Source organism: Chthonobacter albigriseus, from assembly GCF_013839445.1.
Lineage (GTDB): Bacteria > Pseudomonadota > Alphaproteobacteria > Rhizobiales > Pleomorphomonadaceae > Chthonobacter > Chthonobacter albigriseus.
This window is the reverse complement of the sequence record NZ_JACDIT010000005.1, coordinates 257889-276620: the sequence shown is the minus strand read 5'-3', so window position 1 is coordinate 276620 and position 18732 is coordinate 257889. Positions and strand designations below refer to the sequence as shown.

Here is an 18732-nt window from a genome sequence, read left to right as displayed (position 1 = left end):
CACGCGGATGACGATCGAGGAGCGCCCCGGCGACGGCCCGGACCCGGACGAGGGCGTCGTCGAACGCGTCCTGGAAGCCGGCGACGACGGCGTCCGAAAGGTTCGCCGCTCGCTGTCCCGCGTCACGCCCGGCTTCGTGGTGCGCGCCTGGACCGCTGCCGGCCGGTTGATCAACCGCATGCTGCCGAAAGGCCTGCTCGGCCGGTCCATGCTGATCATCATGGTGCCGATGGTGATCCTCCAATCGGTGGTCGGCTACGTCTTCCTCGACCGCCACTGGCAGCTGGTTACCGGCCGCCTTTCCGCCTCGGTGGTCCGCGACATCGGTTTCGTCCTCGACCTCGTCGAGGCCGAGCCGTCGGCCGCCGAAGCCGCGCCGGTGATCGCCGCGGCGGAAGAGCGCTTCGACTACCGCTTCGAACTCCTCGGCGACGGCGAGTTGCCCGGTCTGAAGCGCCGGTCGGTCTTCAACATCCTGGACCGGACCCTGCGCGACGAGATCCGCCGGCAGATCGATCGTCCCTTCTGGGTGGACACGGTCGGCCAGTCCGATTTTGTGGAGATCCGCATCGAGAGCCGCTTCGGAATCCTGCGGGTGTTGGTCGACCGAAGCGAGGCCTACGCCTCCAACTCACACATCTTCCTGGTCTGGATGGTGTCGACCGCCATCGTGCTGATCCTGCTGTCGCTGATCTTCATCCGCAACCAGATCCGCCCGATCCAGCGCCTCGCCAACGCCGCCGAATCCTTCGGAAAGGGCCGCCCGGTCGGCGACTTCGCGCCCCAGGGCGCCCGCGAGGTGCGCCGCGCGGCGCTTGCCTTCATCGAGATGCGCCGCCGCATCGAGCGCCAGATCGAGCAGCGCACCACCATGCTCGCCGGCGTCAGCCACGACCTGCGGACGGTCCTGACCCGCTTCCGCCTGGAGCTCGCGCTGATGCCGGAAAGCGAGGACACCGACGCCATGCGGCGCGACGTGGACGAGATGGAGGCCATGCTGGAGGCCTACCTCGCCTTCGCCAAGGGCGACCCGGATGAGGCGAGCCAGACCGTCGACCTCCAGGAGCTTCTCGCCGACGTTGCCGGCCGCGCCCGCAACCGGCCCGTCGCGCTGAAGTTCGTCGGCGACCCGAGGGTGGAGGTGCGGCCCGGCGCTTTCCGCCGGCTGATCGGCAATCTCCTCGGCAACGCCGTCCGCCACGGCACGACCGTGAATCTCACCGCCGAGCACCACGGCGGCTGGCTCACGGTGACGGTGGACGACGACGGCCCCGGCGTGCCGGAGGAGGAGCGCGAGGCGGTCTTCCGCCCCTTCTACCGGCTGGACGAGGCGCGCAACCAGGACACCGCCGGCACCGGCCTGGGCCTTGCCATCGCCCGCGACATCGCCCGCAGCCACGGCGGCGACATCCGCCTCGACAAGAGCCCCCTCGGCGGCCTCAGGGCCGCGGTTCGCATTCCCGGATGACGCTTCGCCGCAGCGAACGCCGTCGATGCCGGACCGGGGCGGGTTCCGCCGGGAAGATCTGACGGAGGCGCGCGTCCGCCCAGAACGGCAGCGCGGCTTCCTCCATCGCGGCCTCGACCTCCAAACCGACGTCCGACAGCAGCCGGGGATCCTCCGCGTGCAACCGGCGGAGCGCCCGGCGGAACGCCACTCGCTCCCGGACGGCGGCAATCACCGCTGCCGGGTTGAGCAGGAATGAATAGAGGAGGGATGCTGGCCGATGGGTCATCACGGCACCTTGCAGGTTGCTGGGCCTTCTTTATTGTGCACCGTACAGACCCGTTCAAACGGGATTTCCGCCGCTCAAGCCTACGGAAAACTCAAGTGAAGGTTCCTCAGGCGACCAACCGGGTCCCGTCGCTGAACGCGCTGAAGGCTTTCGAGTCGGCCGCGCGCCTCGGCGGCATCGCCCGTGCAGCTGACGAACTCTGCGTGACGGAGAGCGCCGTCAGCAGGCAGATCCGCTCGCTGGAAGACGACCTCGGAATCGTCCTGTTCGAACGCATCCACCGCGGCGTCCGGCTGTCACGGGAAGGCCAGTCGCTGTCCGCCACGCTCTCCAGCGCCTTCGAACTGATCCGCCGGGGCGTCGACGAGGCTCGCGGTCCCGTAGGTGAGATCCGCTTTCGCACGCCGCCGACCTTCGGCACGCGATGGCTGCTGCCGCGCCTGCACCGCTTCGAGGCTGCAAACACCGACATCACGGTGCGAGTCAGCGTACTCTGGGCCTGCACCCTGCCGGTCCACGCCGACCACGACGTGGCCATCGTCTTTTCCCGCCGCCATTGGCCGGAGGACGACTTGATCCCTTTGATGGCGGAGCGATTGATGCCGGTGTGCTCGCCGGCGTTTCGGGATCAATTTGGACCTGTAGAAAGCGCCGCCGATCTGGCCCGTGGCCTGCTCCTTCATTGCTCCGGCTCCAAGGACTGGGTTTGGTGGTCGACGCAATGGAATCGTGGACACCTGGACTGCAGCCGCGGCGAGGTCTTCGACACCATGGACATGGCGCTTCGAGCCGCCGAAAGCGGGCGCGGCATCGCGATCGCCGATGTGGCCATGATCGCGGACGACCTGGAACTTGGACGACTGGTTCCCCTGGTGCCTTTCACGTCCACAGGGCCTGACGACCTCTACCTCGTCCGCCGCGACCGGGATCGGCCGCGCCAGGACATCGACCGGTTTGTGGAATGGCTGATGGCTGAAGCCGGGGCCGCGATGGCCACCCTGCCGACGGGCGTAAAGGCTATTCCGGCGGCTGTACCGGCCTGAGCCTTGCTCAGTAGAGCCGTCCGCCGATCGGGACGTCCATGCTCGGCGTCACCAGCACGACGTTTCCCTCGCCGTCGGGGACGCCGAGCGTCAGCACCTCCGACATGAACGGCCCGATCTGGCGGGGCGGGAAATTGACGACGCCCATCACCAGTCGGCCGACGAGGTCAGCCGGCGCGTAGTGGACGGTGATCTGCGCGGAGGATTTCCGGATGCCGATCTCCGGGCCGAAGTCGATCTTGAGCTTGTAGGCGGGGCGGCGCGCCTTTTCGAACACCTCCGCCTCCACGATCCGCCCGACGCGGATATCGACCTTCAGGAAGTCGTCGAAGGTGATGGTGGAAGGCTGGGCGGTCTCGCTCATGGGCGCTCCTCGAAGGATGTCGGGGCGGCGACCTTACACCGGGCTGCGGGCCGCGGCAGGGGGGATCTGTTGCATTGTCGCAACGGTGCGCGGGGATTGAGCGCGTTAACACCGCGTTAGCGACCGGGTCATTCAGATTGTTGATGCATTCCGCTGCGGCACGACGGATAACCACACCGTTTCGTGGTGATTTGTTTGTTTGTGTTGCAGAGCCGGATATTAGCCGGCGTGATCCTTCCCATCGAGGAAAGCGCCGTTTTTTCCAAAGAATGACCTCCATCGAGTCCGGGGCTGATCCGTTGCGGATCGGCCCCGGTTTCGTTTCGGCACCCGTTGGAAGGCTCAGATTCCCTCGCCGGCGACGCCTTCGGCCGGCCTGTCGCCGCGCCTGCGGCCGCGGAACCGGGAGAGGCCCTCGTCGAGACGTGACAGGCCGGAGCAGAGCCGGTCCACCATGTCGAGCGCCCGCTCCCCGCGGGAGAGGGCGCGATCCACCTCGACCATCGTCCGGGCCAGCCCCGGATCGGGATCGTCGATCCAAACGTCGACGATCCGCGCCCAGGCGAAGGCAAGGCCCTGCGCCTTCAGCGCGCCGCGCCGCCCGCCGGTGGAAACCCGCGCGGCCGCCAGCATGTAGCTCATCGAGCGGGTGACGAGGCCGTTGACGAACAACGCCGTCCCCGGATCGCCGCGCACGGAGCGCAGCAGCGACCGGACCGCTTCCTTGTGCGGCGCAAGCACGTCGAGCCGGCGCATCAGCACGTCGAACACGCGGTCGCGCGGCGGCTGGTCCGCCATCGCGGGATCGTCGCCGGCGAGCACCGCCGTGTCGATCCGCTGGACGAAAGCCTTGAGCAGCGCATGCCGCCCGTCGAACTCGCGCCGGAGGTCGGCCAGCGTGACACCGGCGTCAGCCGCCACATCGGCAAGTTCGACTTCGTTGAAGGGGCGCGTGGCGAGCCTGCCGACGAAGGCGTCGATCATCCTGCCGCGCTGGGTATCCGCCTTGCCTGCCATGGCTCGTCTCCGGGAGTTGAATGCACTCGCTTGAGACGAGATAGGGCTCCGTCATGGCGGATTGTAGGCCGATCAGCCCGCAAGTTCGCGGGAGCGCCGGGCCGCCGCCGCGACGGCCTCGTCGAGCAGCGGCTGCAGCCCGCCCTCCGCCATCAGCACGGCAAGCGCGGCCGCGGTCGTGCCGCCCGGGGAAGTCACGTTCTGCCGCAGGACCGCTGGCTCCAGTGGCGAGGCGGCGAGCAGCGCACCGGCGCCGGCAACGGTCTGGCGCGCGGCGAGCATGGCGAGGTCCGGCGGCAGCCCGGCCTTCTCGGCGGCCTTCGCCAGGCACTCCGCGAGCAGGAAGACATAGGCCGGACCCGAGCCGGAGACGGCGGTCACCGCGTCCATCAGCGCCTCGTCGTCGACCCATGCAGTCTTGCCCACCGCGTCCATCAGCCGGGTGACCAGGTCCCGGTCCGCGGCCGTGACCGCCGCGTTGCCGACGCCCACGGACATGCCCTGGCTGACCTGCGCCGGGGTATTCGGCATCACCCGGACAATCGGGCCGCTGCCAAGCGCGGCCGCAAGCGTAGCGATCGTCGTGCCCGCCGCCACCGAGATCACCACCGTCCGCGGTCCGATCACCGGCGCGACCTGAGGCAGGACCGCGGCCATCGACTGCGGCTTGACCGCCAGCACCACCACCGCGGGCTCGACGCCGATTTCCGCCGCCGAGGCGACCGCCCGCGCTCCGTGGCGCGTCACGAGATCCGCCATCTCCCCGGCGAGATTGGGATCGACGACGATCGCGTTGGCGGCGGGAAGCCCGCGCTCCAGCCATCCGGCGAGCATCGCGCCCCCCATCTTGCCCGCGCCGATGAGGACGAGCGGACCGACGGCGGAAAGGGTCATGGGAAGGCTCCTGCGGGATTGGACCGGTTCGCCGTGGTGTACCGCCCGTACGCAGCGGCGGCAAGCGAGGGACGCGGGCCTTTCCTCCGTCCCGGATCCGGGCTGTCCTCGCTTCCCCTTTGACAGGTCAGCCGTCCCCCGCCACCATCCGCCGGCTTTCCAAGAGGTGCTTCGACATGGTCGTGCGTTCCCCCACCCTCTCGGCCCTGCCCGGACTCCGGCACGGCTGGTTCACCCGCGAGGGTGGCGTGTCGGAGGGCGTCTACGCCAGCCTCAACACCGGGCTCGGCTCCGACGACGATCGGGACCACGTGCTGCAGAACCGCGCCCGCATCGCCGCCGCCATGGGAGTCGCCGCCGACCGGCTCGTCTCCTGCTACCAGATCCACTCGCCCGACGTGGTCGTCGCCACGTCCCCCTGGACCGTGTCGGAAAACCCGCGGGCCGACGCCGTGGTCACCCGCGAGCCGGACCTTGCCATCGCCGTCTCCTCCGCCGATTGCGGCCCGGTGCTCTTCGCAGACGCCGAAGCCGGCGTGGTCGGCGCGGCACACGCCGGCTGGCGCGGCGCCTTCACCGGCGTCCTGGAGGCGACTGTCGACGCCATGGAGCGCCTCGGCGCCGACCGCGCCCGCATCGTCGCCGTGGTCGGCCCGATGATCTCCGGCGCGGCCTACGAGGTCGGCCCCGAGTTCGTCGCGCGCTTCCGGGACGCCGGCGAGGACGTCGGCCGCTGGTTCACGCCCGCCGCCACCGCGGACCATGCGCTCTTCGACCTGCCCGCCTACATCCTCGATCGCCTGTCGCGGGTCGGCGTCGGCCACGCAGAGGATCTCGGGCTCTGTACCTACGCCGACGAGACGCGCTTCTTCTCCTACCGGCGTATGACGCACCGGGGCGAACCCGACTACGGCCGCCACCTGTCCGCCATCGCCCTCGACCCCCGCTGAGAACTGGATACCGGCATGGCCATACACTTCGATCGCTCCGAATTCGCCGGACGCCAGAGCGCCGTCCGCGCCGTCATGGCCGAGCGCGGGCTGGACGCCATGCTGCTGTTCGCCCAGGAATCGATGTACTGGCTGACCGGCTACGACACCTTCGGCTTCTGCTTCTTCCAGTCGATGGTGCTGACCGCCGACGGGCGGATCGCGCTGCTCACCCGGTCGGCGGACCTGCGCCAGGCCGAGCACACGTCGATCGTCGAGGACATCCGGATCTGGGTGGACCGCGCCGACGCCGGCCCGGCCGACCAGCTGCGCCATCTCCTTTCCGAGATGGGCCTCGTCACCGCCACGATCGGCGTGGAGTTCGACACCCACGGCCTGACGGCTCGCAACGGCCGCGCCCTGGAAGAGGCGATGGAGGGGTTCGCCGAGCTGGTGGACGCCTCCGACGTGGTGGGCACGCTGCGGCTGGTGAAGTCCCCTGCCGAGATCGCCTACGTCCGCGAGGCGGCCCGGCTCGGCGACCTCGCCTACACCAGCGCGCTGGCCGAGATCCGGCCGGGCGCCGACGAGGGCCGCATCCTCGCCGTCCTGCAGGGCACGATCTTCGAAGGCGGCGGCGACTACCCTGCCAACGAGGTGATCATCGGCTCCGGGCCGGACGCCCTCCTCTGCCGCTACAAGGCCGGTCGGCGGCGCCTGTCCGACAACGACCAGCTGACGCTGGAATTCGCCGGCGTCTATCGCCACTACCACGCGGCGCTGATGCGAACCGTGATCGTCGGCGCGCCCACCGAACGCCACCGCATCCTCTTCGACGCCGCGGCCGAGGCGCTCGCCGCCGTGGAGGGCGCCATGCGCCCTGGCTCCAGCTTCGGCGACGTCTTCGACGCCCACGCCCGCGTCATGGATACCTGGGGCATGGAGAAGCACCGGCTGAACGCCTGCGGCTATTCGCTGGGCGCGCGGTTCACGCCGAGCTGGATGGACATGCCGATGTTCTACCGGGGCAACCCGGCGCCGATCCTGCCGGGCATGACGCTCTTCGCCCACATGATCCTGATGGACTCCGACAGCGGCACGGCCATGTGCCTCGGCCGCACCTACCTGACCACCGAAGCGGCACCCGAACCGCTCTCCACCCTGCCCATCGAGCTGTCCGTCGTCGGGTGAGGCTTGAACCCGGCCTTCGCCTCGTTCACAAACGGGCATGAAGCGGACAATGAATCACGCGGGGGGAAGACCTTGATGTTTGATGCCGCACGCCGCCGGAGCGTCGAAGGCCTATCCTCAAGGATGCTGGCGGCCGCGCTGCTGGCCGGCACGCTCGCCGGCTGCCAGAGCCTGGAGGGCCCCTCCGCATCGAACCCGGCGACCTTGGCCGGACCCACCGTCCCCGCGCCGCCGGAGGCGACCCGCCCGACCGTGCCGCCGATCCCCGCGGCGCAGGCAACCTTCCAGTTCAACCAGATCCTGGGTGTTCCGACCAACAAGGCGGACGATCTGGCGAGCGCCCTCGGTCGCTCCGCCAAGGCGCGCGGCCTGACGCTGGTCCGCCGCGGCGATCCGACCGCCAGCTACCGCGTGCTCGGCTACCTCTCCGCGGTCGGCGGCGACCAGGGCGTCAACCTCACCTACGTCTGGGACGTGCTGGACTCCAACAACAAGCTCCTGCACCGCGTCACCGGCTTCGAGCTCGGGACGACCAGCTCGAGCGATCCCTGGGCCGGCGTCAGCGAGGAGATTCTCTCCAACGTCGCCGCGCGCACCATCGAAGGCCTCTATGCCTGGGTGAACCAGGTGCCCTCCGAGGACGGGCCGCCGGCCGCCGTGGCCGCAGCCGCAGCGACGGCGATCTGAGCGCCTCGCGGCCTGCGTCATACCGACGTCATCGTGCCGTGCAGGGGAGAACCTCCCGCTACGACGACAGGTCGTGTTGTCCTGGCCCCGGCGCGCTGCTAAAAGCCCGGCCATCAAGTGGACGCGATCGTGCCGACGGGCCCCGGGGCCGGCCGGCGTTGATCCGCTCGCCGTCGAGGGTGGCTCTTTCATGAAACTGGTTTCAGGCAACTCCAACCGCGCGCTCTCCGAGGCGATCGCCGGCTATCTCGACCTGGACCTCACCAAGACCCTCGTCCGACGGTTTGCCGACCAGGAGATCTTCGTCGAGATCCAGGAGAACGTCCGCGGCGAGGACGCCTTCATCATCCAGTCGACCAGCTACCCGGCCAACGACAACCTGATGGAGCTCCTGATCATCACCGACGCGCTCCGCCGCTCGTCCGCCAAGCGCATCACCGCGGTGCTCCCCTATTTCGGCTACGCCCGCCAGGACCGCCGCTCCTCCGGCCGCACGCCCATCTCCGCCAAGCTCGTCGCCAACCTGATCACCCATGCCGGCGTCGACCGCGTTCTCACCCTCGACCTGCACGCCGGGCAGATCCAGGGCTTCTTCGACATCCCGACCGACAACCTGTTCGGCGCGCCCGTGCTCGTCCGCGACATCAAGGAGCGCTACGCCGTTGACAACGTGACGGTCGTCTCGCCCGACGTCGGCGGCGTGGTCCGCGCCCGCGCGCTCGCCAAGCGCATCGACGCCCCGCTCGCCATCGTCGACAAGCGCCGCGAGCGGCCGGGCGAATCGGAGGTGATGAACATCATCGGCTCGGTGGAAGGGCGCGACTGCATCCTCGTCGACGACATCGTCGACAGCGGCGGCACGCTTTGCAACGCCGGCGACGCCCTCCTCAACAAGGGCGCCCGCTCGGTCACCGCCTACGCCACCCACGGCGTGCTCTCCGGCGGCGCCGTCGCCCGCATCACCGATAGCCGGCTGAAGGAAATGGTGATCACCGATTCCATCCAGCCGACAGCGGCGGTGAAGGACAGCCCCAAGCTGCGCGTCATCTCGATCGCGCCGCTGATGGGCGAGGCCATCGCCCGGACCGCAGCCGAGCAGTCGGTCTCCAGCCTGTTCGACTGACCGGCCTCAGCCGGACCTTCCGAAGCCCGGCACGCGGATCCCGCTCGACACCGCCATCGCCTTGAACAGCCGCCCCATCTGCTCGGGTGCGGCGAGCCGCTCCACGGCCGTCACAAGGTCCGCCCGGGTCGCCTCGTCCTTGTCGCGGCCGAGCGTGCCGGCGCGCTCCACGAGCCCCAGCGCGACCAGGAAGTCGCCCTGCTCCACCGGTCCATGGACGGTGGCGCCGAATTCGCGCGCCACCATCGCCAGCTCAGCGAAATCCACATGCGCGGTGACGTCCGCCTCGCCCGGGTTCTCCAGCACGTCGACGCTGGCATGGCGGTGCAGCGCCTGCAGCGTGTCGCCCGTTCCCGGCACCGCCGAGCCGTAGTCGATGGCGAGCACGATGCCACCGTGGCGCACCACCCGCTCGGCCAGCTCGCCCATCACCGCCGCCGCCGCCGGCGCGATCTCCACGACCGTGCCGACCGGCGCGCGCCGGGCGTGGTCCGGCACCAGGATCGGATCGATGCCGCTCGCACCTGCGCCGAACACGAGCCGGCCGTCGTCGCCGAGCCCGATCATCCGCTCCCGCCAGCCCGCTTCGGTGCGCACCAGCTGCCGGATCGGCAGCGCGTCGAAGAACTCGTTGGCGATCACGATCGCCGGCCCCGCCGGCAGGTCCTCCACCCGGTCGTGCCAGACCGGTTCGGCGAGCCCGGCCAGCGCTTCCGCCTGCAGCGCCCGCAGCCGCGGGCTGGTCTCCACCAGATGGACTTCCGCCCCGGCGGTGAAGGCGGGACGGATCCGCGCGGCCCGCAGGGCGTCCGCCATCAGCGTGCCGCGTCCGGGACCCAGCTCGGCAAGCACGAAGCGCTCCGGCCGGCCGAGCGCCTCGAACACAGCAATCGACCAGATCCCGATCAGCTCGCCGAACATCTGGCTGATCTCCGGCGCGGTGGTGAAGTCGCCGGCCGCGCCGAACGGTTCGCGCGTGGTGTAGTAGCCGTGTTCCGGATCGCCGAGCGCGAGCGCCATGAAGTCCGAAACGGGCATAGGCCCGGTCGCCTCGATCAGCGCCCGGATCTTCTCGGACAGCGCATTCATCGCGTCGACCTCGTACGGCCGGAAAGGGCAAGGACAAGGAAGCCGCCGCCGACGAGGACGAGCGGCAGCGAGAGCACCATCCCCATCGTCACGACGTCGAGGGCGAGATAGCCGACCTGCGGATCGGGCTCCCGGAAGAACTCCACGAAGATCCGCGACAGCCCGTAGAGAATACCGAACAGCCCCGTCACCAGCCCCGGCCGCTTCAGCCCGCCGAGCCGCACGGCGACCGTCAGCACGATGAAGGTGAGCAGCCCCTCCAGTCCGGCCTCGTAGAGCTGGCTTGGATGACGCGGGATCCCGCCGCCCGCGGGAAACATCACCGCCCACGGCACGTCCGAGGGCCGGCCGAACAGTTCGCCGTTGATGAAGTTGGCAATTCGCCCGAGGAACAGGCCCACCGGCACGGCCGCGGCCGCCAGATCGAACACCGACCAGACGTTGAGGTCCCGTCTGCGCGCGAAGAGCGCCATCGCCAGCGCCGCCCCGATGAGGCCGCCGTGGAACGACATGCCGCCGTGCCAGATCATCAGGATCTCCCACGGCGCGGCCCGGTAGGAGGCGAAGTTGTAGAACAGGATGTAGCCGATCCGCCCGCCGAGGATGATGCCGAGCGTGATCCACACCAGAAGGTCGTCGATGTCGAGCGTTCCGGGTCTGCGCTGATCGCCCCACAGCCCGGGCGTGGAGACCAGCCGGCGCAGATACCACCAGCCGAACAGCAGCCCCGTGATGTAGGCGAGCGCGTACCACCGGATCACGAACGGTCCGATCTCGATGAGTTCCGGACTGATGGCCGGAAACGGCAAGGCGAAGAGCGGCATCGCGAACCTGGGCGCGGGGAACGGTGCCGCACGTTTGCGGGATGCGCAGTGCGAGGTCAAGCCGGAGCGCGTCGGCCGCCGCGCCCGCCCGGAGACGGAGGGCGCACAAGGCCTGCGGTTATCTAGATGTATACGAATCCTGATGCATATTTTGTCAGGCAGAACATCGATCCTGCTTGCGGTGAGCCGCGGGCCGCCGCCGGACCCAACCACGACTGGGGGGAATACATGGTCAAGGGATTCGCGGTGGCTTGTGCTGCCGCCGTTGCGCTCGTCTCCGTCGCCGGGAGCGCCTTCGCGCTGGACCGCCGCGTCCGCGTCATCAACGAGACCTCGTCGGAGATTCGCGAGTTCTACGCCTCGAACGTCGGCGCCAACACCTGGGAGGAAGACATCCTCGGCCAGGACATGCTCGGCGCGGGCGAGAACATCATCATCAACATCGACGACGGCACCGGCTACTGCAAGTACGACTTCAAGGCGGTTCTGGAAGACGGCCGCGAGGCGATCCAGGAGGACGTCAACGTCTGCGAAGTCGCCACCTTCCGCTTCACCGAGTGACGCCGTTCCAAAGGCCGGCTTGATTGCCGCCCGGTTGAGGGCCACATTCCCGCCGTGGGGCACCTTGCCCCACGCGTTTTGACGGCGGACCCCTCCGCCGACGGGAGTGAGCCATGTCAGACGGCCAGAGCCGCATCCTCGATGAGTTCGCCAAGCTGATGAACGATGCCGCCGGCGTCGCCCAGTCGGCCCGTCGCGAAGTGGAGACGGTGCTGCGCACCCAGGCCGACCGGGTCGCATCCGAGATGGACCTGGTCCGCCGGGAAGACCTGGAGATCGCCCAGGAGCTGGCGGCCAAGGCGCTGGCGGAGGTGGAACGCCTCTCCGCCCGCGTGGCCGCCTTGGAGGGCCAGTTGGCCGTCCATCTGGCGTCCGTCCGCCCCGCCGCGGACGCGACCGGCCCGGCCGCCGCGACGCCGCCCGACGGCGCGTCCGGCGGGAACTGAGGCGCTCCGCGATGTTGCACCGCCGAGCCCTGCGGCGGACGCATGGGTCGTCCACAGGCTCTCGGCACGGAAGCAACAGATTCACCAAAAACGCGAGCGAACCATTCCTTGGCCCCGCTTCACCTGCCTATACTGGATGAAGATGAGATTCGGGCTTCCGACCCAAGGGGTTGTGTCGGCCCGCGCCGAGGATGCTCGCAACGGATTCCCGTGGGTTGCGTTTGCGCCCATGGGTGCCACACCGGCTGACCCCGCACCGTCTCCCGTGGGGCGGTCACCGGTTCGGGGACGCGACGAAGGCCACGGCGGCCGGCCGCTGGCTCGCGGACGCGTCCTGAGGTAGCCGCGCGCTGGAGTCCAGCCGCAACCTTGGAGGTCGATCGTGACCCTCATCGATGTTCATTCCGAACGGCCAAGCAATCCAGTCGACTCGATCGAGCTCATCGCCGCCCAGAACGACTGGTCGTTCGAGCGGTCGGGCGAGGACGAGATCACCGTGTCCATTCAGGGCAACTGGTGCGACTATCACGTATCCTTTTCCTGGATGGAGGACATGGAGGCGCTGCACCTGGCCTGCGCCTTTGACATCAAGGTTCTGGACGCCCGCCGCACCGAGGTGGTCAAGCTGCTCAGCCTCGTCAACGAGCAACTCTGGATCGGCCACTTCGACCTCTGGCAGCGCGAGGGCGTGATCATGTACCGCCACGCCCTGATCCTGGCCGGACAGGCGGAGGCCAGCGACGAGCAGATCGAATCCATGCTGGAGAATGCTCTTTCGTCCTGCGAGCGCTTCTACCAGTCCTTCCAGTTCGTCGTCTGGGCGGGCAAGAACGCCCGCGAGGCGCTGGACCATTCACTGATCGAGACCATGGGAGAAGCCTGACCCCCGTCGGGCCGGTCACGACAACCCACACGCCCGGCGGCCACCCGCCGGGCGTTTTTCATGTCCGCGCGGACGAGGATCACCCCCCGCGCTTGCGTTTTCCGCGGTTTCCGGCTATGCACCCGCCGTCCGCACCCACCCCCCTGGAGGGAGTGCGGCACCGCGAGGCGGCCGTCGGCCGCCTTCGTGTTTTCAGTTCTCGAATGCAAGGTAAGGCACCATGGCTCAGACCTACGAGCTCAAGGCCTCCGCGCGCGATCGGGTGGGAAAGGGGTCCGCCCGCGCTCTGCGCCGTGAAGGGCTCATTCCCGCTGTGATCTACGGCGACAAGCAGGCCCCCCTCTCGATCGCCCTCAACGCGAACGAGGTTTCCAAGAAGCTCCATGCCGGCGGCTTCCTGACGCACGTCGCCACCATCGACGTCGGCGGCGAGAAGATCCGCGTGCTCCCGCGCGACTACCAGACCGACCCGGTGAAGGACTTCCTGATCCACGTCGACTTCCTGCGCGTGACGGCGAACTCCAAGATCACCGTCGACGTGCCCGTGCACTTCCTGAACCAGGACACCTCGGTGGGCCTGAAGCGCGGCGGCGTGCTCAACATTGTCCGCCACGAGATCGAACTGGAAGTGTCGCCCGACGCGATCCCCGAGTTCATCGAAGTGGACCTGAAGGACGCCGACATCGGCGACAGCATCCACATCTCGGCGATCAAGCTGCCGGAAGGCGCCATTCCGACGATCCGCGATCGCGACTTCACGATCGCCACCATCGCCGGTTCGGCTGCCGCCCAGTCGGAAGCTGCCGAAACCGCCTGATCGGCCGTATCGCACGCATCGTTGCGGGGTTCCGGTCGACCGATCGGGACCCCGTCCGTTTTCAGACCGGGGGGCTGACGCCGCCCCAGCCACGCAAGGGACCGTCGCCATGCTGATCCTGGCCGGCCTCGGAAACCCGGGCCCGAAATACGCCGGCAACCGGCACAACATCGGCTTCATGGTGGTCGACCGCATCCACGACCGCTATCGCTTTCCCGCCTGGCGCAAGAACTTCCAGGCCGAGGTCGCCGAGGGCACCATCGCCGGCGAGCGCGTGCTCCTGATGAAGCCGCAGACCTACATGAACGAGAGCGGCCGCTCGGTCGGCGAGGCCGTGCGCTTCCTGAAGCTCGCGCCCACCGATGTGGTCGTGCTGCACGACGAACTCGACCTGCCGCCCGGCAAGCTCCGCATGAAGGTCGGCGGCGGCCACGGCGGCCACAACGGCCTGCGCTCCATCACCAGCCAGATCACAGACGGCTACCGCCGCATGCGCCTCGGCATCGGTCATCCCGGCGTCAAGGAACTGGTCCACGGCCACGTGCTCTCCGACTTCGCCAAGGCGGACGCGGCCTGGCTGGAGCCCTTCTTCGACGCCATCGTCGACAACATCGACGAGGTCGTGAAGGGTGCCGACACCAGCTTCGCCAACCGCATCCACCTCCTGATCGAACCGAAGAAGGAGAAGAAGCCGAAGGCCGTCGACGCGGAATCCGCCAAGCCCGCCGCTGCATCGGTGGACACTCCCGCCGCTGAACCGCCGGCCGAACGCAACGCCATGGCCTCCATCCTCAAGGGCCTCCTCGGAAGCAAGCCGAAGGGCGGCAAGCCGAGGCTCTAGCCCCGGCCATCCCCCTTGACCTTCCCCCTCCCCTGCCGCAAACAGCCGGCAACTCTCATTTCCCTAGGAAAGACTCCCCTCCCATGGGCTTCAAGTGCGGTATCGTCGGCCTGCCCAACGTCGGCAAGTCCACCCTCTTCAACGCGCTGACCAAGACGGCGGCGGCCCAGGCGGCGAACTATCCCTTCTGCACCATCGAGCCCAACACGGGCGAAGTGGCGGTGCCGGACCCGCGCATGGCCCGGATCGCCGCGCAGGCCAAGTCCGCGCAGATCGTGCCGACGCGCCTCACCTTCGTGGACATCGCCGGCCTGGTCCGCGGCGCCTCCAAGGGCGAAGGCCTCGGCAACCAGTTCCTCGCCAACATCCGTGAAGTCGACGCCATCGCCCACGTGCTCCGCTGCTTCGAGGACGGCGACATCACCCACGTGGAGGGCAAGGTCGACCCCGTCGCCGACGCCGAGACGGTGGAGACCGAGCTGATGCTCTCCGACCTGGAAAGCCTGGAGCGCCGCGTCGTGCCGCTGCGCAAGCGCGCGCAGGGCGGCGACAAGGAAGCCCGCGAGCAGGTGGAACTGATGGACCTCGCCCTCGATGCTCTGCGTGAGGGCCGCCCCGCCCGCACCGTGGACGTGCCGAAGGGCATGGAGGTGCAGTATGGCGCGCTCAACCTCCTGACCTCCAAGCCCGTGCTCTACGTCTGCAATGTCGACGAGGCCTCGGCCGGCACCGGCAACGCCTTCTCCGAGAAGGTCTTCGCCAAGGCGAAGGCCGAAGGCGCCAAGGCCGTCGTCATCTCCGCCGCGATCGAGGCCGAGATCGCCCAGCTCTCCGACGAGGAGCAGAAGGAGTTCCTGGAGACCCTCGGCCTTGAAGAGCCGGGCCTCGACCGGCTCATCCGAGCCGGCTACGACCTGCTCGGCCTGATCACCTACTTCACCGCCGGCCCGAAGGAGACGCGGGCCTGGACCATCGTCAAGGGCACCAAGGCGCCCCAGGCCGCCGGCGTCATCCATTCCGACTTCGAGCGCGGCTTCATCCGTGCGCAGACCATCGCCTACGACGACTACGTCACGCTGGGCGAGGTGAAGGCCAAGGAACTGGGCAAGGCGCGCGACGAAGGCAAGGAATACGTCGTCCACGACGGCGACGTGATGCTCTTCAAGTTCAACGCCTGAGGGGCCGGCCGGGTCACCGAATGCAGACGGCCGCCGGAGGGTTCTCCGACGGCCGCCTGGAAAGGTCGCTCCGGGGTGGTGTGTCCGCCGTCAGGCGGTCCGAAAACTCATGCGCGTCGCCATCTCGTCGAGCGCATCCTGCTCGAGCGCATCGCTGGCGGCGCGGTCGCGCATCTGGTCGCGCTCTTCGATGAGCTCGACCTTCTTCATGTCCTCGACCGCCTCGCTGAGCGCCGCCTGAGCGGCATCCAGCTGCGACCTGAGCTCGTTGGCCGAGACCAGGAGGTTGTCCCGGCGCTGCATGGCCGCCTTGGCGAAGGTCGGATAGGCAAAGTGACTCACATCGGAGATTCCGACGCGCTTCTGCTCGGCCAGGATCTGGTCGTCCAGATCCGTTGCCATCCGTTCGAACTCGGCGATCATCATCTCGATCTGCGCCACCTGCCGACGCTTCTCGTCGACCTGGAAACGCTTGAGCCGGATGAGACTGTTACGCGACTTCATCATTCATTACTCCCCGGATGAGGAGAACTTTATACCGACACTGCTTTCCAAAAGGTTGGCGAGCACGCGATATCCTTCCGAGCGCGAAGTTGCCTCTTCCTTGGCCTGAGTGAGGAAGGCTTCCACCGGCCCGTTCGCGGCGATCGCGGCGTCCACCTCCGGGTTCGTACCCTTGCGATAGGCGCCGAGCCGGATCAACTCCTCCATGTCGGTATAGGTCGCCATCAGCCGCTTGGCCTCCCGGATCAACGGCCGCCATTCCGGCTCCACGCAGCCCGGCATCGTGCGCGACACCGACTTCAGCACGTTGACGGCCGGGTAGCGGCCCCGCTCGGCGATCGCCCGCTCCATCACGATGTGGCCGTCCAGGATGCCGCGCACCGCGTCCGCCACCGGCTCGTTGTGGTTGTCGCCCTCCACCAGCACGGTGAACAGCCCGGTGATCGAGCCCTCCCCCGGCCGGCCCGGCCCGGCGCGCTCCAGGAGCCGCGGCAGTTCCGTGAACACCGTGGGGGTGTAGCCCTTCGAAGTCGGCGGCTCGCCGGCTGCCAGCCCGATCTCCCGCTGCGCCATGGCGAAACGCGTGACCGAGTCCATCAGGCACAGCACCTCGTCGCCCTCGTCGCGGAAATGCTCGGCGATCGTCAGCGTGAGATAAGCGGCCTGGCGGCGCAGCAGCGCGGACTCGTCCGAAGTCGCGACGATCACCACGGAGCGGGCGAGGCCCTCCGGCCCGAGATCGTCCTCGATGAATTCCTGCACCTCGCGCCCGCGCTCGCCGATCAGCCCGATCACCGCCACGTCGCAGGCTGTGTAGCGGGCGAGCATGGAGAGCAGCACCGACTTGCCGACGCCCGAGCCGGCGAAGATGCCCATACGCTGCCCGCGACAGCAGGTCGCAAAGGTGTTGAGCGCGCGCACCCCGAGGTCGATCGGCCCGCCGACGCGGGCCCGGTCCGAGGCGGCCGGCGGCGACGCCCGCAGCGGCCGGGCCACCGGCCCCTGCGCGATCGCCCCCTTGCCGTCGATCGGTTCGCCGAATGCATTGACCACCCGGCCGAGCATCGCACGCGAGGGCCTGACCACGGTTCCGTCGGACACCAGTGTCGCCTTGGCGCCGAGACGCACGCCTTCCAGCGAGGCGAACGGCATGCAGAGCGCCCGCTCGCCGCGGAAGCCGACCACCTCGACCCCGACCGTACGGCCGTTGAACCCGGTGACCGCGAGCCGTGCGCCGACGCTCATCTCCTGCACCGGACCGGCGACTTCCACGAGCAGGCCCTGCACCGCGGCGACCCGTCCGTAGACCTCCACGTCGCGGATGCCTTCGATGGCAGCGATCAGCCGATCCATCGTCTCACTCCAGCCTTGATTGCCACTGTGTTGTTGCAATCCCGCAACAGTTCACCTCAGGCATTAAGAAATGGCGCTCACTGATTCGAGAGTGTAACGGTTCGTTTACTCCGGGCGTTAATGATTTCCCTCATGGGACCAAAGCGGGTTCCCCCGGTCGGGCGATCAAGGTCTGTGGACAAGCTGCAATGGCTGAGTCGCAAGAGTCGGTTAGCGGCATTTGTTAAACCGGAATCGAAGCTTCACAGCTACGGGATTCTGCGAGGAATCAGAGGGCTGTGAAACCTTTTTTGGAGGTTCGATTCCAATTCGCTTGCTCGGCGGAATCAGAGTTTGTTAACCATTGGTCGGTAGGTTGTACTCCGACGTCGAACGACCCGCATCTGCGGGCTACGGGCTGACAGGATGTCGGAACCGAAGCCCGAAAACACGAGGGGATTGGCATGCGCGTTTTGCTGATCGAGGACGACAGCGCGACCGCACAGAGCATCGAGCTGATGCTGAAGTCTGAGAGCTTCAACGTCTACACGACGGACCTGGGCGAAGAAGGCATCGACCTGGGTAAACTCTACGACTACGACATCATTCTGCTTGATCTCAACCTGCCGGACATGTCCGGCTACGAGGTCCTCAGGACGCTCCGCGTGTCGAAGGTCAAGACGCCGATCCTGATTCTGTCGGGTCTTGGCAACATCGAAGATAAGGTCCGCGGTCTCGGCTTCGGCGCCGACGACTACATGACCAAGCCTTTCCACAAGGACGAGCTGATCGCACGCATCCACGCGATCGTCCGTCGCTCCAAGGGTCACGCCCAGTCGGTCATCGTGACCGGCGACCTGGTCGTGAACCTGGACACCAAGACGGTGGAAGTGAACGGCCAGCGGGTGCATCTCACCGGCAAGGAGTACCAGATGCTGGAGCTGCTTTCGCTCCGCAAGGGTACCACCCTGACCAAGGAGATGTTCCTCAACCACCTCTACGGCGGCATGGACGAGCCGGAGCTGAAGATCATCGACGTCTTCATCTGCAAGCTCCGCAAGAAGCTCGCCAATGCCACCGACGGCAAGAACTACATCGAGACGGTCTGGGGCCGCGGCTACGTGCTGCGTGAACCCGACGACATCCGCGAGATCGCCTGACCTCGCCGCGCGTCCGCGTTCCCCTCGACGGGCGTGCGACAGCCAAGATCACGAAAGGACCCCGCCCCCTCAGGCGGGGTCTTTGCATTCCGGGCGACCCGTCGTCGCCGCCC

General features: G+C 68.1%; 20 protein-coding genes. 13 read left to right on the top strand and 7 right to left on the bottom strand.

Annotated elements, in window-relative coordinates; translation table 11 throughout:
- The first annotated feature begins 7 nt into the window (after positions 1–7).
- Together HZ321_RS15245 and HZ321_RS15240 are read left to right on the top strand one after the other, a co-directional pair.
- Positions 8–1468 (top strand): ATP-binding protein, encoded by a 1461-nt coding sequence (locus HZ321_RS15245; RefSeq protein ID WP_181703239.1) that lies wholly within the window; start codon positions 8–10, stop codon positions 1466–1468.
- 249 nt (positions 1469–1717) lie between these two features.
- Positions 1718–2779 carry a LysR substrate-binding domain-containing protein gene (locus tag HZ321_RS15240; protein WP_181703238.1) on the top strand — a complete coding sequence of 354 codons (1062 nt, stop codon included), beginning with the start codon at positions 1718–1720 and terminating at the stop codon, positions 2777–2779.
- A 7-nt stretch (positions 2780–2786) separates the two neighbouring features.
- Here HZ321_RS15240 and HZ321_RS15235 read toward each other — a convergent pair whose 3' ends face one another.
- The 3 genes from HZ321_RS15235 to proC all read right to left on the bottom strand — a co-directional run bounded on the left by HZ321_RS15235 (position 2787) and on the right by proC (position 5054).
- A complete protein-coding gene (locus HZ321_RS15235) occupies positions 2787–3143 on the bottom strand; it encodes a tRNA-binding protein (RefSeq protein WP_181703237.1) in 357 nt (118 codons plus the stop codon).
- Positions 3144–3485: 342 nt separating this feature from the next.
- Positions 3486–4160 (bottom strand): TetR/AcrR family transcriptional regulator, encoded by a 675-nt coding sequence (locus HZ321_RS15230; protein WP_181703236.1) that lies wholly within the window; start codon positions 4158–4160, stop codon positions 3486–3488.
- Positions 4161–4232: 72 nt separating this feature from the next.
- Positions 4233–5054 carry a pyrroline-5-carboxylate reductase gene (proC, locus tag HZ321_RS15225; protein ID WP_181703235.1) on the bottom strand — a complete coding sequence of 274 codons (822 nt, stop codon included), beginning with the start codon at positions 5052–5054 and terminating at the stop codon, positions 4233–4235.
- A gap of 176 nt (positions 5055–5230) precedes the next feature.
- On the opposite strand from proC, the gene pgeF reads away from it, so the two are divergent.
- The 4 genes from pgeF to HZ321_RS15205 all read left to right on the top strand — a co-directional run bounded on the left by pgeF (position 5231) and on the right by HZ321_RS15205 (position 8984).
- On the top strand, positions 5231–6004 hold the full coding sequence (pgeF, locus tag HZ321_RS15220) for a peptidoglycan editing factor PgeF (RefSeq protein ID WP_181703234.1): 774 nt from the start codon (positions 5231–5233) through the stop codon (positions 6002–6004).
- A gap of 15 nt (positions 6005–6019) precedes the next feature.
- On the top strand, positions 6020–7174 hold the full coding sequence (locus HZ321_RS15215) for a M24 family metallopeptidase (RefSeq protein ID WP_181703233.1): 1155 nt from the start codon (positions 6020–6022) through the stop codon (positions 7172–7174).
- Between the two features lie 75 nt (positions 7175–7249).
- Positions 7250–7861, top strand: coding sequence for a hypothetical protein (locus tag HZ321_RS15210; RefSeq protein WP_181703232.1), 612 nt, complete (start codon positions 7250–7252; stop codon positions 7859–7861).
- 190 nt (positions 7862–8051) lie between these two features.
- The gene (locus HZ321_RS15205) at positions 8052–8984 is read left to right on the top strand and encodes a ribose-phosphate pyrophosphokinase (protein ID WP_181703231.1); all 933 of its coding nucleotides are present in this window, start codon (positions 8052–8054) and stop codon (positions 8982–8984) included.
- Between the two features lie 6 nt (positions 8985–8990).
- Here the strand turns inward: HZ321_RS15205 and HZ321_RS15200 are convergent, their stop codons facing one another.
- Complete coding sequence (locus tag HZ321_RS15200; RefSeq protein ID WP_181703230.1) at positions 8991–10073, bottom strand: class I SAM-dependent methyltransferase; 1083 nt, start codon at positions 10071–10073, stop codon at positions 8991–8993.
- Complete coding sequence (lgt, locus tag HZ321_RS15195; protein ID WP_181703229.1) at positions 10070–10897, bottom strand: prolipoprotein diacylglyceryl transferase; 828 nt, start codon at positions 10895–10897, stop codon at positions 10070–10072. The genes HZ321_RS15200 and lgt overlap by 4 nt, the downstream gene beginning before the upstream one ends.
- A gap of 228 nt (positions 10898–11125) precedes the next feature.
- On the opposite strand from lgt, the gene HZ321_RS15190 reads away from it, so the two are divergent.
- The 6 genes from HZ321_RS15190 (at position 11126) to ychF (ending at position 15623) form a co-directional block, all read left to right on the top strand.
- Complete coding sequence (locus HZ321_RS15190) at positions 11126–11458, top strand: hypothetical protein (protein WP_181703228.1); 333 nt, start codon at positions 11126–11128, stop codon at positions 11456–11458.
- A 113-nt stretch (positions 11459–11571) separates the two neighbouring features.
- Positions 11572–11904, top strand: a complete 333-nt coding sequence (locus HZ321_RS15185; protein ID WP_181703227.1) for an accessory factor UbiK family protein — start codon at positions 11572–11574, stop codon at positions 11902–11904.
- A gap of 382 nt (positions 11905–12286) precedes the next feature.
- Positions 12287–12787 (top strand): YbjN domain-containing protein, encoded by a 501-nt coding sequence (locus HZ321_RS15180; RefSeq protein ID WP_181703226.1) that lies wholly within the window; start codon positions 12287–12289, stop codon positions 12785–12787.
- 220 nt (positions 12788–13007) lie between these two features.
- Positions 13008–13604 (top strand): 50S ribosomal protein L25/general stress protein Ctc, encoded by a 597-nt coding sequence (locus HZ321_RS15175; protein ID WP_181703225.1) that lies wholly within the window; start codon positions 13008–13010, stop codon positions 13602–13604.
- Positions 13605–13713: 109 nt separating this feature from the next.
- Positions 13714–14445 (top strand): aminoacyl-tRNA hydrolase, encoded by a 732-nt coding sequence (gene pth, locus HZ321_RS15170; protein ID WP_181703224.1) that lies wholly within the window; start codon positions 13714–13716, stop codon positions 14443–14445.
- A gap of 83 nt (positions 14446–14528) precedes the next feature.
- Positions 14529–15623: a redox-regulated ATPase YchF gene (gene ychF / locus HZ321_RS15165; RefSeq protein ID WP_181703223.1), complete on the top strand. Its 1095-nt coding sequence runs from the start codon at positions 14529–14531 to the stop codon at positions 15621–15623.
- Between the two features lie 90 nt (positions 15624–15713).
- On the opposite strand, the gene fliJ is transcribed toward ychF, so the two are convergent.
- Both fliJ and fliI read right to left on the bottom strand, forming a co-directional pair.
- Positions 15714–16127 carry a flagellar export protein FliJ gene (gene fliJ / locus HZ321_RS15160; protein ID WP_181703286.1) on the bottom strand — a complete coding sequence of 138 codons (414 nt, stop codon included), beginning with the start codon at positions 16125–16127 and terminating at the stop codon, positions 15714–15716.
- Between the two features lie 6 nt (positions 16128–16133).
- A complete protein-coding gene (gene fliI / locus HZ321_RS15155; RefSeq protein WP_181703222.1) occupies positions 16134–17480 on the bottom strand; it encodes a flagellar protein export ATPase FliI in 1347 nt (448 codons plus the stop codon).
- A 443-nt stretch (positions 17481–17923) separates the two neighbouring features.
- On the opposite strand from fliI, the gene ctrA reads away from it, so the two are divergent.
- Positions 17924–18619: a response regulator transcription factor CtrA gene (gene ctrA / locus HZ321_RS15150; RefSeq protein ID WP_181703221.1), complete on the top strand. Its 696-nt coding sequence runs from the start codon at positions 17924–17926 to the stop codon at positions 18617–18619.
- Positions 18620–18732: the final 113 nt, after the last annotated feature.

Excerpts from the sequence above, each read along its gene's own strand:
- HZ321_RS15175 (WP_181703225.1), top strand. The coding sequence starts at position 13,008 with ATGGCTCAGACCTACGAGCTCAAGGCCTCCGCGCGCGATCGGGTGGGA.
- HZ321_RS15185 (WP_181703227.1), top strand. The coding sequence starts at position 11,572 with ATGTCAGACGGCCAGAGCCGCATCCTCGATGAGTTCGCCAAGCTGATG.
- ychF (WP_181703223.1), top strand. The coding sequence starts at position 14,529 with ATGGGCTTCAAGTGCGGTATCGTCGGCCTGCCCAACGTCGGCAAGTCC.
- HZ321_RS15205 (WP_181703231.1), top strand. The coding sequence starts at position 8,052 with ATGAAACTGGTTTCAGGCAACTCCAACCGCGCGCTCTCCGAGGCGATC.
- lgt (WP_181703229.1), bottom strand. The coding sequence starts at position 10,897 with ATGCCGCTCTTCGCCTTGCCGTTTCCGGCCATCAGTCCGGAACTCATC.
- pgeF (WP_181703234.1), top strand. The coding sequence starts at position 5,231 with ATGGTCGTGCGTTCCCCCACCCTCTCGGCCCTGCCCGGACTCCGGCAC.
- ctrA (WP_181703221.1), top strand. The coding sequence starts at position 17,924 with ATGCGCGTTTTGCTGATCGAGGACGACAGCGCGACCGCACAGAGCATC.
- HZ321_RS15235 (WP_181703237.1), bottom strand. The coding sequence starts at position 3,143 with ATGAGCGAGACCGCCCAGCCTTCCACCATCACCTTCGACGACTTCCTG.
- HZ321_RS15230 (WP_181703236.1), bottom strand. The coding sequence starts at position 4,160 with ATGGCAGGCAAGGCGGATACCCAGCGCGGCAGGATGATCGACGCCTTC.
- HZ321_RS15190 (WP_181703228.1), top strand. The coding sequence starts at position 11,126 with ATGGTCAAGGGATTCGCGGTGGCTTGTGCTGCCGCCGTTGCGCTCGTC.
- HZ321_RS15215 (WP_181703233.1), top strand. The coding sequence starts at position 6,020 with ATGGCCATACACTTCGATCGCTCCGAATTCGCCGGACGCCAGAGCGCC.
- fliI (WP_181703222.1), bottom strand. The coding sequence starts at position 17,480 with ATGGATCGGCTGATCGCTGCCATCGAAGGCATCCGCGACGTGGAGGTC.
- HZ321_RS15245 (WP_181703239.1), top strand. The coding sequence starts at position 8 with ATGACGATCGAGGAGCGCCCCGGCGACGGCCCGGACCCGGACGAGGGC.
- fliJ (WP_181703286.1), bottom strand. The coding sequence starts at position 16,127 with ATGAAGTCGCGTAACAGTCTCATCCGGCTCAAGCGTTTCCAGGTCGAC.
- pth (WP_181703224.1), top strand. The coding sequence starts at position 13,714 with ATGCTGATCCTGGCCGGCCTCGGAAACCCGGGCCCGAAATACGCCGGC.
- proC (WP_181703235.1), bottom strand. The coding sequence starts at position 5,054 with ATGACCCTTTCCGCCGTCGGTCCGCTCGTCCTCATCGGCGCGGGCAAG.
- HZ321_RS15210 (WP_181703232.1), top strand. The coding sequence starts at position 7,250 with ATGTTTGATGCCGCACGCCGCCGGAGCGTCGAAGGCCTATCCTCAAGG.
- HZ321_RS15200 (WP_181703230.1), bottom strand. The coding sequence starts at position 10,073 with ATGAATGCGCTGTCCGAGAAGATCCGGGCGCTGATCGAGGCGACCGGG.
- HZ321_RS15240 (WP_181703238.1), top strand. The coding sequence starts at position 1,718 with ATGCTGGCCGATGGGTCATCACGGCACCTTGCAGGTTGCTGGGCCTTC.